At 33.6% G+C, this 15,693-nt stretch carries 12 protein-coding genes; 4 read left to right on the plus strand and 8 right to left on the minus strand.

All coding sequences use genetic code 11. The features are described 5' to 3' along the window. Positions 1-13: 13 nt before the first annotated feature. Both CDH50_RS03540 and CDH50_RS03545 read right to left on the minus strand, forming a co-directional pair. Complete coding sequence (locus CDH50_RS03540; protein WP_100610487.1) at positions 14-1,576, minus strand: lytic transglycosylase domain-containing protein; 1,563 nt, start codon at positions 1,574-1,576, stop codon at positions 14-16. Between the two features lie 81 nt (positions 1,577-1,657). Further along, the gene (locus CDH50_RS03545; protein WP_100610488.1) at positions 1,658-2,845 is read right to left on the minus strand and encodes a phosphoglycerate kinase; all 1,188 of its coding nucleotides are present in this window, start codon (positions 2,843-2,845) and stop codon (positions 1,658-1,660) included. A gap of 294 nt (positions 2,846-3,139) precedes the next feature. On the opposite strand from CDH50_RS03545, the gene CDH50_RS03550 reads away from it, so the two are divergent. Next, positions 3,140-4,285, plus strand: coding sequence for a DNA polymerase III subunit (locus CDH50_RS03550; RefSeq protein ID WP_100610489.1), 1,146 nt, complete (start codon positions 3,140-3,142; stop codon positions 4,283-4,285). 73 nt (positions 4,286-4,358) lie between these two features. Here the strand turns inward: CDH50_RS03550 and CDH50_RS03555 are convergent, their stop codons facing one another. The 5 genes from CDH50_RS03555 to CDH50_RS03575 all read right to left on the minus strand — a co-directional run bounded on the left by CDH50_RS03555 (position 4,359) and on the right by CDH50_RS03575 (position 11,784). Further along, positions 4,359-4,871 (minus strand): OmpH family outer membrane protein, encoded by a 513-nt coding sequence (locus CDH50_RS03555; protein WP_100610490.1) that lies wholly within the window; start codon positions 4,869-4,871, stop codon positions 4,359-4,361. 230 nt (positions 4,872-5,101) lie between these two features. Continuing rightward, positions 5,102-5,899 (minus strand): class I SAM-dependent methyltransferase, encoded by a 798-nt coding sequence (locus CDH50_RS03560; RefSeq protein WP_100610491.1) that lies wholly within the window; start codon positions 5,897-5,899, stop codon positions 5,102-5,104. A 137-nt stretch (positions 5,900-6,036) separates the two neighbouring features. After that, positions 6,037-7,908 (minus strand): tRNA uridine-5-carboxymethylaminomethyl(34) synthesis enzyme MnmG, encoded by a 1,872-nt coding sequence (gene mnmG / locus CDH50_RS03565; protein WP_100610492.1) that lies wholly within the window; start codon positions 7,906-7,908, stop codon positions 6,037-6,039. Between the two features lie 83 nt (positions 7,909-7,991). Beyond that, positions 7,992-8,402 (minus strand): rRNA maturation RNase YbeY, encoded by a 411-nt coding sequence (gene ybeY, locus CDH50_RS03570; protein ID WP_100610493.1) that lies wholly within the window; start codon positions 8,400-8,402, stop codon positions 7,992-7,994. Continuing rightward, the gene (locus CDH50_RS03575; RefSeq protein WP_100610494.1) at positions 8,389-11,784 is read right to left on the minus strand and encodes a DUF4175 family protein; all 3,396 of its coding nucleotides are present in this window, start codon (positions 11,782-11,784) and stop codon (positions 8,389-8,391) included. Before CDH50_RS03575 ends, ybeY begins: the two co-directional genes overlap by 14 nt. A 102-nt stretch (positions 11,785-11,886) precedes the next feature. On the opposite strand from CDH50_RS03575, the gene gltX reads away from it, so the two are divergent. From gltX to CDH50_RS03590, 3 genes are all read left to right on the plus strand, one after another. After that, complete coding sequence (gene gltX, locus CDH50_RS03580) at positions 11,887-13,398, plus strand: glutamate--tRNA ligase (RefSeq protein WP_100610495.1); 1,512 nt, start codon at positions 11,887-11,889, stop codon at positions 13,396-13,398. Between the two features lie 173 nt (positions 13,399-13,571). Then, a complete protein-coding gene (locus CDH50_RS03585; protein ID WP_100610496.1) occupies positions 13,572-14,093 on the plus strand; it encodes a DinB family protein in 522 nt (173 codons plus the stop codon). Positions 14,094-14,100: 7 nt separating this feature from the next. After that, a complete protein-coding gene (locus tag CDH50_RS03590; RefSeq protein ID WP_100610603.1) occupies positions 14,101-14,922 on the plus strand; it encodes a carcinine hydrolase/isopenicillin-N N-acyltransferase family protein in 822 nt (273 codons plus the stop codon). Positions 14,923-14,946: 24 nt separating this feature from the next. Here the strand turns inward: CDH50_RS03590 and CDH50_RS03595 are convergent, their stop codons facing one another. Further along, complete coding sequence (locus CDH50_RS03595; protein ID WP_100610497.1) at positions 14,947-15,630, minus strand: hypothetical protein; 684 nt, start codon at positions 15,628-15,630, stop codon at positions 14,947-14,949. Positions 15,631-15,693: the final 63 nt, after the last annotated feature.

The following is a 15,693-nucleotide window of genomic DNA, read 5'->3' on the forward strand; positions in this document are numbered from 1 at the left end:
AAGGTTAGAGGGATTATCCTTTAGATATTTTAAGTTTCATCCCCGGTTTCAATTTACTACCGCTAATATCGTTCCATTCTTTTATATTTTGAACAGAAACTCCAGGAAATTTTTGAGAAATACTCCAAAGAGAGTCGCCACTCTTAACTGTATAGGTGATTATATCGCCAGAAATGTTACTTGTTATTGATGCTTTTACAGCGGTTGATGCCGTTGTAGCTGTGTTTGTAGTTGCTACATAATTACGAGGATATATGGTTAACCGCTGCCCAACGCGTATCTCATTGCTTCTTAATCCATTCCATTGCATAATTTGACTTACCCTAACACCAAATTTTCTAGACAGCCTACCTAAATAATCTCCAGATTTAACCACATAGGTTGTTTTGCTTTTTTCTTCAACTAATTGAGGTAATGGTTTTTCCCTTTTATCAAATTCAGCTTTAGCATACGCGTAAATAGCGTCTTCGTTGGTTACAAAAGTGCCGATTGCTGACATTGGTAAGCGCAAGGTATAATCTTTTCCTTTAACATAAGGAATAACATCTAGTTTATAAGACGGGTTTAAAAACTGAAGTTCTTCTATATCAACGTCAGTCACCTCAGAAACTTGATCGAGTGTAATCATGTGTTTCACTCTGATGGTATCTGTTTCAATATAGGCAAATTCTGGTTTCATTTTCTTAAAACCATGTTCTTCTGCATATTCAAAAATATACATATTGGCTAAAAAAGCTGGTAAATAACCCGCTGTTTCTCTAGGTAAATTATTTCTAATGTTCCAATAATTTTTATAGCCGCCGGAACGACGAATGGCCTTTGTTACGTTACCAGGACCAGAATTGTAGGCCGCTAGAGCTAAATCCCAATCCCCAAAAATTTCATATAACTTGGATAGATATTTTGCAGCTGCTTCCGTTGATTTTATAGGATCGCTACGTTCATCAACATAGCTCGTTACATCTAATCCATATAATATCCCTGTACTATACATAAACTGCCATAAACCCGTAGCGCCAACTCTTGACTTCGCTGCTGGTTTTAAAGCCGATTCTACAACTGCTAGATACTTAATTTCTAAAGGAATGTTATGATTATCTAATTCACGCTCAAACATGGGAAAATAATAAGCACTCAGTGTTATAAGCCTTTGTAATACCTCTCTTCTATTCTTTAAATACGATTTTATAACACTTTCTAGAGCTGGATTATATTCTACGTTAAATGGTGTTCTGGCATCAAGTTCTTTTAGCCTAGCTTTTAAAGTATCGGTTGGAAGTTCTGGATAGTCTACATTTTCAATGGTAAGTTCAGCAACAGATTCATAAATAGTATCAAAAAGTGTATTGCTATATAAATCCTCAAGCCATTTTTTATCTAAAGATGCGGCGTGCTCATTATCAAAAACAGCTTTAAATATAGTGGTATCTTGAACTTTATTAATATCATTTAAAATTTGAGTAGTACTGTCAACTAACGTATTAGAACTTTGTTCTATGCTAGTTATGGAATTTTTGATTTGTGAACTACAAACCAAAAACGTGAAGAAAAAAATTATTGATAAAATCTTAGCCATATTATGTCGTTTCTATAGTTAATTAACGCTAAATATGGCTAAAATCGTATTTTTTGGGCAATTTTAAAAACTTTATTCGAATTATTCGATGATCGCCGCTATCCCAGGCAGTACTATTCCTTCTAAACTTTCTAGCATGGCGCCTCCACCAGTACTTACATAGCTAACTTTGTCTTCAAAACCAAATTGTTTAACAGCAGCAACAGAATCGCCTCCGCCAACTAATGAAAAGGCGCCATTTTTAGTTGCTTCAGCAATAGAATTTCCTAAAGCAATAGTACCTTTTGCAAAGCTTTCCATTTCAAAAACACCTAATGGACCATTCCATAGGATTGTTTTAGATTTCATAACAACATCGTGAAAGTGTTTTATGGATTTCGGACCAGCATCTACACCTTCCCAGCCATCTGGAATTTTATCAATATCAACAACTTGCGTATTGGCATCATTACTAAAAGCATCTGCGGCAATAACATCAACTGGAATATGAACTTGTACATTTTTAGCTTTCGCCTTTTTCAATATATCTAAAGCCAAATCCATTTTATCATCTTCACAAATAGAATTACCTATTTTTCCGCCTTGAGCTTTAATAAACGTGAAAGACATCCCTCCTCCAATAATCAAGTGGTCCACTTTATCAAGAATGTTTTCTATAATAGTGATTTTAGAAGATACTTTAGCGCCTCCAAGCACTGCTAAAACAGGCTTTTCCCCTGTTTTCATAACTTTATCTATACTTTCAATTTCTTGTGCTAATAAATATCCGAAACATTTACTTTTTGGAAAAAAATCGGCAATGATAGTTGTTGATGCATGCGCTCTATGTGCCGTACCAAACGCATCATTTACATAAATATCGCCTAGTTTTGCTAATTTTTCTGAAAAAACTCTGTCCCCTGCTTCTTCTTCTTTGTGAAAACGTAAATTTTCTAATAATAACACTTCTCCTGGTTGAAGGTTTGCAGCAGCGATTTCAGCTTTCTCGCCTATACATTCACTAACAAACTTTACTTTTACACCTAAGATATCTTCAGTTTCTTTAACGATGTGACGTAAAGAAAATTCATCTTGAACGCCTTTTGGCCTTCCAAGGTGGGACATTAAAATACAGCTTCCGCCATCTTCTAAAATCTTTATAATTGTTGGTTTTGCAGATACTATTCTGGTAGCATCTGTCACTTCAAATTTTTCATTTAAAGGCACATTAAAATCTACTCGTATTAATGCTTTTTTATTTTTGAAATTAAAATCGTTTAGCGTTTTCATAAAAGCTGTTTATTTATTTTTTAAAGGTTATATGGAATCGTTTTATTATAATGTTTTTGCTTATTAATAATATGGTTAACTGCGATTTCATTTTTATATTTACAAATGTAATTAATTAAAAACAGCTAGAAAATGTGTTTTTTAACGAAAACGATTGAATCTGAAAAAGAATTTTAAAAACCCTATGTTTCCTTTGATATTTTTCATTGTGTTAAATTTGACAAAGGAATGTTATGAAAGACATGTGTTATTAATTGATGCCATTTAATAATAAATTTTTATGTAGGTTTGTGAATGCTTTTTGAAGATATTTTAGGTCAGGAACACATAAAAAACCATTTAAAACAAAGTGTTGAAAATGGTAGAATACCTCATGCTCAATTATTTGTGGGAAATGAAGGTTGCGGCACCTTACCTATGGCCATTGCTTATGCACAATCTATTTTGTGCGCTAATAAAAATGCCGAAAGCAAAGAAGATTGTATAGCAAAATTTAAAAACCTATCCCACCCTGATTTACATTTTGCATTTCCCGTAACTACAAGTGATAAAGCTAAAAGCCACCCTATTTCCAGTAATTATTTAGAAGAATGGCGTCAACTGATTAAAGAACAGCCCTATGGCAATTTATTTGATTGGTACAATTTGCTAGGCGTTGACAACAAACAAGGTCAAATAGGTGTAGATGAGGCGCAAGATATTGTAAAATCCTTATCACTAAAAGCCTATGAAGGTGGTTATAAAGTAATGATTATTTGGATGGCTGAAAAAATGAATTCGGCCTGTGCCAACAAACTCCTAAAACTCATTGAAGAACCACCAACTAAAACGGTTTTTATTCTTATTACTGAAGACGAAGGACAAATCATCAATACCATAAAATCACGCTGTCAAATATTACAATTTCCACCATTGGCAGAGAATGTTATCGTAGAAGCTTTAATTAAAAATTACGGAATAGATGTATCCGTTGCTACAAAAATAGCGCATCAATCTAACGGAAATTATAATAAGGCTTGTGATTTGGTGTATCAGGATTCTGAAGATTTACAATTTGAAGAATGGTTTATATTTTGGATACGCAGTGCCTTTAAAGCTAAGGGAAACAAAGCAGCGATACATGATTTAATTTCATGGAGCGATGATATTTCAAAGACCGGAAGGGAAACCCAAAAACAGTTTTTAAACTATTGCCTTGATTTTTTTAGACAAGCTTTGTTATTGAATTACAAAGCACAAGAATTGGTTTATTTAGAACCAAAAGCTGAATCGTTTAAGCTTGAAAAATTTGCGCCTTTTGTTCACGGAAATAACATTTTAGAAATTAGCGGTGAGTTGCAAGATGCCATTTACCATATTGAGCGCAATGGGAATTCAAAAATTATATTGACTGATTTATCTATAAAATTAACTCGGTTACTTCATAAAAATCCAGATTAAACCATTTTAAGCTTAAAATAAAAAAAGGCTTAGAATTACGTTTCTAAGCCTTTTTTAATGACATACTGTTATTTTAGCGACAGCATTCATTTAAAGCATCTAAAATAGGTTTTGTTAAATCGTTTTCCTTGGTTCCGTATAAAACTGTTGCAGCCGCATCACTAGTACCTAAAATATAGGTATAACCATTTTTCTTTCCATAATCATTCACGAACTTTTTAACTGCTACTATTAAAGTATCTATTTCCGTTTGAAATTCTTGTTGAAATTGTTGCGCTTCCACTTGTTTTTGCTGATCAATAACTTGTCTTTGCTGGCTAAGCTCTTGGTATTTTTGTTGAGCTGAGGCTGGCGCCATTCTATTTGCTTCGGCTTGAAATTTTTGAGCCTCAACTTGAAAAGCATTTTCAACGCTATCAAATTTTTTCCTGAAAGCTTGTTCTTTTACTTGGAATCTAGCTTCTAGATCTTTTTTCTTTTGGTAATCATTAATCAATGTACCGCTATCTACAAATCCGATTTTAGCTTGTTTTTGACAAGATGTAAATGCCAATAATAGCACAGCGATATAAAATATATTCTTCATTTTATTTTGGTTATTATAATACGGACAAATGTAATAAAGTTAGCTAGATTAAAAAGGGAATTTAGCCTGATTTTAATCTATCAGTAAAAATTATCGATTTAATTATATGTGATAAATATTAGTTATTAACAAGACGTGGTTTATAGGCGTTTTAAGAAGCGTATAAAAATAGCCTTGGTGTTATTGCTTTTTGCATTAAAATAAAGCGTTAAATGCTTTTAAAATTATTTTTAGCTGTTTTTAATGATATAAATTATAGAAGAGGCTTCATTTGTTTTTAGAGATTTCAAATTTGAGAGCAGTCCAATCCAAAATCCTTTAAAAAAATTCATTCTGCAAGATTTATATTTCTCAGATAGTAAGCTTACATAAAAAGCATCAAAATACATGGGCTTCGTTTTTACAACTTTCATTGAAACATCCACAAACAATTTTGAGATAGATTCTTTGTTAAAATGCCAAAGATGTCTTGGCACATCGTAAGCTGCCCAAAATTCTTTGTAATACTGTGCATCGTAACTTTTGTGATTTGGAACGGCCACTATTAAAACGCCATTTGGTCTTAATAACTTCTTTAAAATTAATAGTTGCTCTTCAAGATTTGGCAAATGTTCCAATACATGCCACAAAGTAATCACATCAAAACTAGAAGCATCAAATTTATAAAGTTGCTCAACATCAAAAACGGTATTTTCTGTTTTTTTGTTAGCTATGCTCCTTGCCTCAATATTTGGTTCAATTCCAAAAACTTTCCAATTATTTTTTTTAGTGACTTCTAAAAAATCACCGGTGCCACAACCAACATCCAATAAAGTCCTCTCTTCTGTTGAAAAAGGATTAATCAATTTAAGTTTTTGCCTTAAAGAAAACATTCTGACCACATGATAAATCTTCTCAAACAAATTTCTTCTTGAATTTGTATGGGAAATGTAATCTTCACTTTTATAATAGTCTGATAACTTATGTGATGCTGGTTGCGGAAACGTTTCTAAAAAACCATATTTTGAATTCTGGATTAAATCGAACATCTCCTTCGAAACAGAATGATCTTTTACTTTTAAATACGTTTTATTTGGATTAACGTTTGTCACGAATTCAAGAATATTACTTAATTAATTTATTCTATGCACAAATAAATTTACGTTCCACGTGGAACAAATGAAATTTATCTTCCCATATAAACCAACAAAACAGAAATATCATTTGGAGAAACACCGCTTATTCTTGAAGCTTGAGAAACAGTTACTGGTTGCACTTTTTTAAGCTTTTCCCTTGCTTCAAAACTCATCGATTTGATTTGGGAATAATCAAAATTATCAGGAATTTTTACATACTCGAGTCGGCTAAGTTTATCAGCATTATTCTTCTCTTTTGAAATATAACCAGAATATTTAACTTGAATCTCGGCTTGTTCTATAACTTCATCGTCAAGATCATTTTCTCTAATATAATCTTCAACGGCATCAAACTTTCGCATATCGTCAATAGTGATATTTGGTCTCGAAAAGATTTTAAACATCTTATCCGATTGTTTGATTAAAGATGATTCTTTCGATTCTAAAACAGGATTTGCCTCTTCTGGCTTCACACTTGTGGTGGCAAAAAACTCAACAAACTTTTCTGCTTCACTATGCTTTTGCTCCATTCTGCGCAAACGCTTTTCGCTAGCCAAGCCAATTTCAAAACCTTTGGGTGTTAATCTTAAATCGGCATTGTCCTGGCGCAATAACGTCCTATATTCTGCCCTAGAAGTAAACATTCTATAAGGTTCTTCAGTGCCTTTAGTAATCAAATCATCAATCAAAACACCTATGTAAGCTTCATCTCGCTTCAAAACAAAAGCTTCTTTTTCTTGAACCTTTAAACTCGCATTAATACCTGCCATTAAACCCTGGGATGCTGCTTCTTCATAACCTGTAGTTCCGTTAATCTGTCCAGCAAAATAAAGTCCTTCTACAAGCTTCGTTTCTAAAGTATGTTTTAATTGCGTAGGTGGAAAATAATCGTACTCAATAGCATAGCCAGGTCTAAAAAATTTCACATTTTCAAACCCAACAACTGAACGTAATGCTTTAAATTGAACATCTTCCGGAAGTGATGTTGAAAAGCCGTTCACGTAAACTTCAACGGTATTCCAACCTTCTGGTTCTACAAATAATTGGTGCCTATCCTTGTCCGCAAACCTGTTAATCTTGTCTTCAATAGAGGGACAATATCTAGGGCCTAAACTTTTTATCCGTCCATTAAACATAGGCGACCTATCAAAACCTTCTCTCAGTAAATCGTGAACCAATTCACTTGTATAAGTCATGTGGCAAGATTTCTGAACTTGTAGTGGTTTTGTAATATCTAAATAAGAAAACTTTTCGGGTTTATCATCACCGGGTTGCTCAATCATTTTGGAATAATCTAATGATCTACCATCCACTCTTGGAGGCGTCCCTGTTTTCATTCTCCCAGCATCAAATCCTAAAGAAACTAATTGTTCGGTAATACCTGTAGCAGCTTTTTCACCAGCTCTACCACCACCAAAATTTTTGTCACCAATATGTATTAAGCCATTTAAAAAAGTACCATTTGTAAGAACAACCGATTTGCTTTTAATATCAACCCCAAGAGAAGTTTTAACACCCGCAACACGGCCATTTTCTATAAGCAATCCAGAAACCATATCTTGGTAGAAATCTAGATTTGGCGTTTTTTCCAAAAGCAAACGCCAGTCCTCAGCAAATCGCATTCTATCACTTTGCACTCTAGGGCTCCACATAGCTGGCCCTTTTGATTTATTAAGCATTTTAAATTGAATGGCTGACGTATCTGAAACAATACCGCTGTAACCACCCAAAGCATCTATCTCGCGAACAATCTGGCCCTTTGCAATACCCCCCATTGCTGGGTTACATGACATTTGTGCAATGTTTTGAAGATTCATGGTAACAAGCAATGTTTTGCTTCCCATATTGGCAGCAGCAGCAGCAGCCTCACTACCTGCGTGGCCAGCTCCAACAACTATAACATCATATATCTCGTTAAACATAGATCTGAAATTAAAACGTTCCACGTGGAACAATAAATAAAATGCTTTTTAAAAAGTGCAAATATACACTGATTTACCGAATATTAAACAAGCTGTTTTAAGTAGTGGTTTTCTTTGGCTCTCATCATTGACTCATCTTCCAAGCTTTTGTCTTTGTAGCCACAATAATGTAAAACACCATGAACCATAACCCTGTGAAGTTCGTCAAGAAAAGAAACTTTGAAATCACTAGCATTATCTCGGACTCTTTCTACAGAAATGAAGATATCGCCCTGTATAATTTTTCCGATAGAGTAATCAAAACTAATAATGTCAGTTAAAGTGTCATGATTTAAAAACTCTACATTCAATTTAAAAAGATACTCATCGTCACAAAATATATAATTTATCTCTTCTAATTTATAACCTTCAGATATAATAACATTAGAAATCCAATCAGCTAATTCATTCTCATTAGTTAATGAAAAATTTGTTTCGTAATTAAATTGAATCATTTTCTTTCCTAAAATATTCTTGCACTTTGGTCTTATAACTTTGTTGCAAAGGTAAGCTTTGCTTATTCAATATTTCTGTAGTCTTAAAATATTGTTTAGCTGTTGGAATTTGATTAATAGAATTATTGTTAAACTGATTTTTATTCGTCTCAGATTCCCGTTTATCATCTTGCCCTTGCTGAAAGGTAGCATTTTCAAGTTTTAACAATTGATGTTGTAACTCCATCATTTTTTGAAGTGTTTGGTTTGTGAACCCCTTATTCAACAAATCCAATTCAACATCCTCCATTTGTTTTAATAATCTCTGACCAGAACCACTCATGCCTTCTTTTTTAAGCTGCTTTTCCAGAGCTTCTCTCAGTTGCTGCTGTTGCTGATATATCTCATACAGTTTGCCATCTAAATCATTATTCAATCCTTCGCCTTCTCCTCCTGAATTATCGCCATTATTACCTTTGTTCTGAACCTTTCCTTTTTCACCTTCTTTACCTTCTCCCTCTTTATCTCCTTCACCCTCCTTTGGTTTTCCAGACAATGCTTCTTTCATACCTTCTTGCATCATCTTATTAAGTTCCTCTTGGCTCATAATAATATCTGGTAATTGCATATCGCCTTGACCTTGTCCTTTACCCATATTCATATTCTCCTGCATGCTGTCTAAAACATCGCTTAAAAAATTGGCCAGGTTATTTGCTGCTGTTACCGTAAACTGTTGATTCGAAATGCCCTGATACAATCTGCTTTCAGCAAATTGATCCAAAGCTTTATCAATATTGAAATAGACCTCTGAGATTTCCTTATTAACGGTTTCAGAAAGTTTGGGTTGACGAAGGGATAACGCAAACAAACTATCATCAATATGTTCGAAATTTTCCCGTAGACTTTTCTGCTTCTTTAAATAGGTAGCATACTTATTATGGTTTACATCGATAGCATTGAATTGATCCATTAAATCTTCCTCATCTAATGAAAATAACACTAAGTTATCTAGTATTTGTCTTAACATATCAACGTCTTCCTGAAGTTGCTCACCGCCCCCAGCTTGCATGGATGATTGCATTTTTTCGCTCATTTGTTTCATTTTTTGAGCGGCTTTCTTCTGACTTTGTTGAGCATTCTTTAAACTGTTTTCTTTCTTGTTTTGTTGATTGTTATCATCAGATACTTGCTCATTATCTTTCTTCTGTAATTCTTCAGAAGCTTTTTGTTGCTCGCTTTTAATGGCGTCTTCTTGAGGCTTGTCTTGGGGGATATCTATGGACTTTCTTAAGCTATTAGATTCCTTCTTTAGATTCTCAAGTTCTTTTTTAAATGCACCGAACTGTTCATTAAGCTTATCCTGATTTTCTTTAGTATTTTTTTCCTCTGGTTCAATTGACAATTTCTCTTGGTCAATGGCCATTTTAAGCAAATCATCTTTAAGCTTATCCAACTTCTTTTCTACATAAAACCTTTTGGTTAATTCAAGCAGTTGTTCTAAACTACGCTTCTTGTTTTTATTTTGTTTTGATAATTCTTCCAGCTTTTTTGATAATTGTTCGTTGTTTATTTTGTCTTGAAGTTTTTCCAATTCCTCAAGAAGCTTCTCGTCCTTTTTAAGCTGCTCTTCATTCTCCCTTAAACGCTCTTTTAAATCTTCTTTGAATGCATCTTCTTCTTTGTTCTCTTTCTGAAACTCCTCTAAATTATTCTTCAATTTTTCATTGAAGTTCTTCATCATTTCATCTTGCTGTTTTTGGCGTTTTAAAAATGATTCTAGTTTCTTTTTATCATTGAAGTTTAATGTGGACTTTTCCTTCTGGTTTTGTTGTAACTCTTCCAATTCCTTATCGCGTTCATCAAACTTTTTCAAGGATTTATTTAAATCTTTAATAGTTTCACTTTGTTCATTGAGTTTCTTTTGGTCTTCTTCATCCTTGGTACGCTTTCTATAGGAGAATACAGAACTTTTTGCACTTTTAAATTTATTAATAACATCATTGTCAAATACTTGAAAAAATAACTCATAATGAATTCCTTCAGGAATATTTAAATTATTTGGAAACGCCGTGATGAATTCTGAAACATTGGAAGATGATATAGAAATGGTTTCATACTTCTTTTTGGTTTCATCATCTGACGGATAATAAACAAGCTGAAGTTTACTAAATCCATGGTCATCGCTCACTTGTCCGTAAAAATAAAGCGTTTGCAAATCCAACGAATCTCTCTCAACTTTAACGTTTAACTCTGGATATTCATCTTTCACAACATCAATTCTAAACGCTAAATTCTCGTAATTATTAAGGTTTTTATTGCTCGTGCTTAATGTGTATTCAAAATCGTTATATAATGCCTTAGAAGCTTTAAAAACATTGTCTTTTTCAGATGTAAACGTTAACGTATCTTTTGAAAATAATGAAACGTTCTCAGTCGATTTCGTTTGAAGTTGCCAAGTTACTTTGGTGCCTTCTGGAACAACCGTATTTCCCGTGCCTTTTAAAACTTCTGAAGCTTTATTGATATACTTTGGATACTCCAGAACCATTTCAAAAGCCAACAACGTTGGTGCTTCTACCACACTAACAGTATATGGCTTTGACGTTACACCATTTGCTGTAAGCTGGAATTCTGTAGATTCTTTAAGCTTAGGAAAAACATATTCAAATTCCCCAACGCCCTTTTGTTGTAAAAAATACGTTTCATCATCATAAACAATTTGTGCGCTTTCGGGAATAACATCACCTGCCGTTTTAACAATTAGAGTGAAATCATTATTTTCTATAGCATTCAAATCGCTATTAACCACAAAAAACTGAAAGGGCGCTGGTGGTTCGTAAGCTGTTTTGTAATTGACCACACGATTAAAACTATCGCTAAACCAATTTATTTTACCAAATAAAAACGTTATTAATAAAATTAAAACAGGAATGGCAGCATACTTTAAGTACGGAATGTTCTTTTTGAAATTAATGGCTGTTTTGAATGGAATCGGACTTAATTCCATGGATTTTTGTTCGATACTCGCCAACAATAATTCTGATTGAATCGATTCTTTTTGCAATTGAAGCACGTTCAATAACTTATCATTTATTTCTGGGAAATGCTTCCCAATTATTTTTGAAGCTTCTACATAATCAATCCCTTTTTGAAGTTTAAACAATTTAGCCAAGGGCAAAAAGATAAATTTAAACAACAAAGCAAGTTCAACAAACACAAATAGCCAAAACAAAATGGTTCTCGCTGTTGTGTTTAACCACAAAATATATTCAATAAAAAGCGTGAATAAAAAATACAACAAGCCAATGGCAAAAAACAAAATAGCGCCTTTAAGCAATTCATTAGTGTAATAACGCCTAATAAATGCCTCCAGCTTCTCTTGTATAATATGGAATTGATTCATTCTATATCCCCTACTTTATTATAACTTACTAAACTACAATTTTTTTTATAGACGATTTATAATAATGTGTTAATTGTATCTTTGCATACAAAATTACAAAATATGTCCAAAAACGTTCGTGTTCGTTTTGCACCAAGTCCAACAGGGCCACTTCATATAGGTGGTGTGCGTACTGCTTTATTCAATTATTTGTTTGCAAAAAAACATCAAGGCACTTTCATCCTTAGAATTGAAGATACAGACCAAAACCGTTATGTTGAAGGAGCAGAACAATACATCATTGATTCATTAAATTGGTGCGGCATTCCATTTGATGAAGGCCCAGGTAAAAACGAAAAATTTGGCCCTTACAGACAAAGCGAACGCAAACATTTATATAAAAAATATGCCGAACAATTGATTGCTTCTGGCAATGCGTATTATGCTTTTGATACGGCAGACATTCTTGATTTCCACAGAAAAGACCATGAGGAAAAAGGAAAAACCTTTATTTACAATTGGCATAACCGATTAAAATTAAGCAATTCTTTATCACTTAGTGCAGCTGAAACAAAAGCGAAATTGGATGCTGGCGACGAGTATGTGATTCGGTTTAAATCACCACAAGACGAGACTTTGCATCTAAAAGACATCATTCGCGGTGATATCCAAATCGATACCAATATTTTAGATGATAAGGTTCTTTTTAAAAGTGACGGCATGCCAACCTATCATCTAGCCAATATTGTAGATGACCATTTAATGGAAATTACCCATGTGATTCGTGGTGAAGAATGGTTGCCTTCCCTAGCCTTGCATTATCAATTATACAAAGCATTTGGTTGGAAAGCTCCAGAATTTGCACATTTGCCTTTGATTTTAAAACCGACTGGTACCGGTAAATTAAGTAAACGTGACGGTGATAAAATGGGATTCCCTGTATTTCCTTTACAATGGGAAGATCCTCAAACAAATGACATATCCAGAGGTTATAAAGAAGATGGATATTTCCCAGAGGCTATGATAAACTTCTTGGCTTTTTTAGGCTGGAACCCTGGAACGGAACAAGAAATTTTTAGTCTTGATGAATTAATTAACGCGTTTGAACTAGAACGTGTTAATAAATCGGGTGCACGTTTCGATCCAGAAAAAATCAAGTGGTTTAATCACCATTACATGCAGGAACAAGATGATATGGCACTTGCCGAAGCGTTTATGTCACAATACAATCAATTAACCGATATTGATGTTAATTATGTTGCCCTTGTTGTAAAGCTTGTAAAAGAACGTGCCACATTTATTAGTGATTTATGGGATTTGAGTTTTTACTTTTTTCAAGCCCCGAAAAGCTATGACGAAAACGCTGTAAAAAAAGCAATAAAGGATGATACTCAAGAATTAATGCTTGAATTGGTTAGCATTATACAACGTGTGAGTGATTTTACTGCCGAAAATCTTCAAACAGATATTAAAGCGTGGATAACAGAAAAGAATATCGGTTTTGGAAAAGTGATGATGCCCTTGCGCTTGGCTTTGGTAGGTGCTTTACAAGGCCCAGACGTTTTCGACATTATGTTTATGATTGGTAAAATTGAAACTGTTGAGCGTATTGAGAATTTGGTAAAGACTTTGTAATCTAAAATATAGTGTAATATAAATCCTCTTCAAATAAAAATGGAGAGGATTTTTTTATTGAACAGAACTTGAATTTGTGAGAAAAAAAAGCGAACTTCGTTTAACTGTCGATATACAAACATTAAACCGTTTTTTATCTAAATAGTTGGAGGTCATTATAAAAGACACGAAATATGAAAGACATTGAGTTTATATTAAAACAAACCCGTGATTCATATAATTGGACTAATGAATTCCTAAAACCAATACCGTTTGACAAATGGGATTTGTGTCCAGATGTAATTAAATCTACCCTGAACTGGCAGGTTGGTCATTTAATTATGAGCCACTATTTCCATTCCATAATGGTCATCAAAGGACATCAAATGGATATCATAAAAAGAATTCCAATGAAAGAGTATGATGAATATTTTACAAACAGTAACCCAGAATTAGCAATTGGAAAGGTGGCTTCAAATATCTTGTTTGGGCAATTGGACTTTATTCAAAAAAGCTCCTTAGCTCTTATTCAGAACTTAAAATCCGAAGATTTATATCAACCACTTGAACCAAGTCCAGTTCCTCATCCCATTGCAAACAACAAATTAGAAGCCTTGGACTGGAATGTTAAACATACAATGTATCACTGTGGACAAATTGGAATCTTAAAAAGAATTGTGGCTGAAAGACACGACTTTGGTCTAAGAAAAAAATAAAATGCTTATGAAATATTTAATTCCCTTATTAATAGCTATTTTTTTACTATCACCAACTTTTACAAATGCTTGTTCTGTACTTTTCTTTGTAGATTCCTCTACTGGAAAGACATATGTGGTGAACAATGAAGATTATTGGTACGATGTAAATGCCTTTATTAAAATTGAACCCAAATCAAAAAATCAACTGGCTCGACTTTGGTATGGGTGGGATAAGTTTGCCCAAGGGGGTGTAAATGAAGTAGGTTTATTTTTTGACGCAGCTGTAACACCAGAGCAACCAAAAATAAACGGTTATGGAAATCCAAAAAGTAATTTGGGAGACGATATTCTTGCAAATTGCAAAACGGTAGAAGATGCTTTAGCTTATTTGGAGAAAAGAAAAATAGCTCTAACAAAAAGCCATATGATATTTGGTGATAAGTCAGGCAATGCGGTAATAGTAGAATGGGTAAATGGTGAAAAAAAATTGCATTGGATAAATGATAACAAACTAATAATGACCAACTACTTACTTTCAGACACAAGTGCTGGAAATTATCCCTGTTATCGTTATGAATCCATTGAGCAGAATTTAGAAGAACTAAAATCCTCTGGAGAAGAAATCAACCTTTTAAGAGTTGGAAATGCAATCGGGCAAGCCGTTCAACCCCCAAAAACAGACGAAAATAATCGAGTTGGGGGTACAGTTTATACTTCATTCATTAATCTTACAGATATGGAGTTTGTACTTTCTTATAAACTCAGCAATAAAAATGTGGTAAAGCTAAATTTGAACGAAGAATTCTTAAAAGACAAAGGACAGAAAATCAAATTGACGGAAAAATAACGAACCGCCCTATCCAGAAAACACTCAAAACAAAACCATTGCCCCAAAAACCAGCATATTCTGGTTGCCTTTAAATCGGGCATCGCCGCCTGTAGTATCTAAATTTTGGTTTTCCAGTTTCTTTAAAATATTGGTAAAACCATAAATATATTGCGCTTTCAACTTAAAGTTTTTTATGCCGGCAGACGCCCCAATGGCACCATTAAAATTAAATAGGGATATATTTGTAATATCCGTCGCCGTTAGATTAGTATAATTATTTATATAATATTCTTTCTGTCCCTTGTCCTTAACTTCAAGTTTCCCGTTATACTGAACCATCGGCCCCACATCAATAGTAAAATACGTTTCAATAACCTTGATGTGCATAAGCATGGCTATTTGAGCGGCAAATAGTTTGTAATCTATAAAAACGTCTACCGTACTTAACATGGTTGGCCTTGCGGAAATCCCCAAATTATTCTCTGAAAGTTGCATCCCAAAACTCACATTGTACCATTTATGGGGAATATCAACCGTAGCGCTTAGACCTCCCAAAAAACCATCGCCTTGAGCTGTCGTGAAATTATCGGTAGCTATATCAAATTTTGTGATGCCTCCAAAAATTCCAATACCATTAGTGATTTGATAATTTCCGCGCTGAGAAAAACCTTTTGTAACAAAACACATCGTGATGGCTACTAATAGCAAAGGGCATTTATATTGCATATATTTGTATTAAGTGTTCAAATATAAGATAATTTTTGTATCTTAATTTTCTAACAATTTTAA

This window comes from Confluentibacter lentus (assembly GCF_002806995.1).
Lineage (GTDB): Bacteria > Bacteroidota > Bacteroidia > Flavobacteriales > Flavobacteriaceae > Confluentibacter > Confluentibacter lentus.

Coding starts and splice junctions, on each gene's coding strand:
- CDH50_RS03540 (WP_100610487.1), bottom strand. CDS start 1,576: ATGGCTAAGATTTTATCAATAATTTTTTTCTTCACGTTTTTGGTTTGT.
- CDH50_RS03545 (WP_100610488.1), bottom strand. CDS start 2,845: ATGAAAACGCTAAACGATTTTAATTTCAAAAATAAAAAAGCATTAATA.
- CDH50_RS03550 (WP_100610489.1), top strand. CDS start 3,140: ATGCTTTTTGAAGATATTTTAGGTCAGGAACACATAAAAAACCATTTA.
- CDH50_RS03555 (WP_100610490.1), bottom strand. CDS start 4,871: ATGAAGAATATATTTTATATCGCTGTGCTATTATTGGCATTTACATCT.
- CDH50_RS03560 (WP_100610491.1), bottom strand. CDS start 5,899: ATGTTCGATTTAATCCAGAATTCAAAATATGGTTTTTTAGAAACGTTT.
- mnmG (WP_100610492.1), bottom strand. CDS start 7,908: ATGTTTAACGAGATATATGATGTTATAGTTGTTGGAGCTGGCCACGCA.
- ybeY (WP_100610493.1), bottom strand. CDS start 8,402: ATGATTCAATTTAATTACGAAACAAATTTTTCATTAACTAATGAGAAT.
- CDH50_RS03575 (WP_100610494.1), bottom strand. CDS start 11,784: ATGAATCAATTCCATATTATACAAGAGAAGCTGGAGGCATTTATTAGG.
- gltX (WP_100610495.1), top strand. CDS start 11,887: ATGTCCAAAAACGTTCGTGTTCGTTTTGCACCAAGTCCAACAGGGCCA.
- CDH50_RS03585 (WP_100610496.1), top strand. CDS start 13,572: ATGAAAGACATTGAGTTTATATTAAAACAAACCCGTGATTCATATAAT.
- CDH50_RS03590 (WP_100610603.1), top strand. CDS start 14,101: ATGAAATATTTAATTCCCTTATTAATAGCTATTTTTTTACTATCACCA.
- CDH50_RS03595 (WP_100610497.1), bottom strand. CDS start 15,630: ATGCAATATAAATGCCCTTTGCTATTAGTAGCCATCACGATGTGTTTT.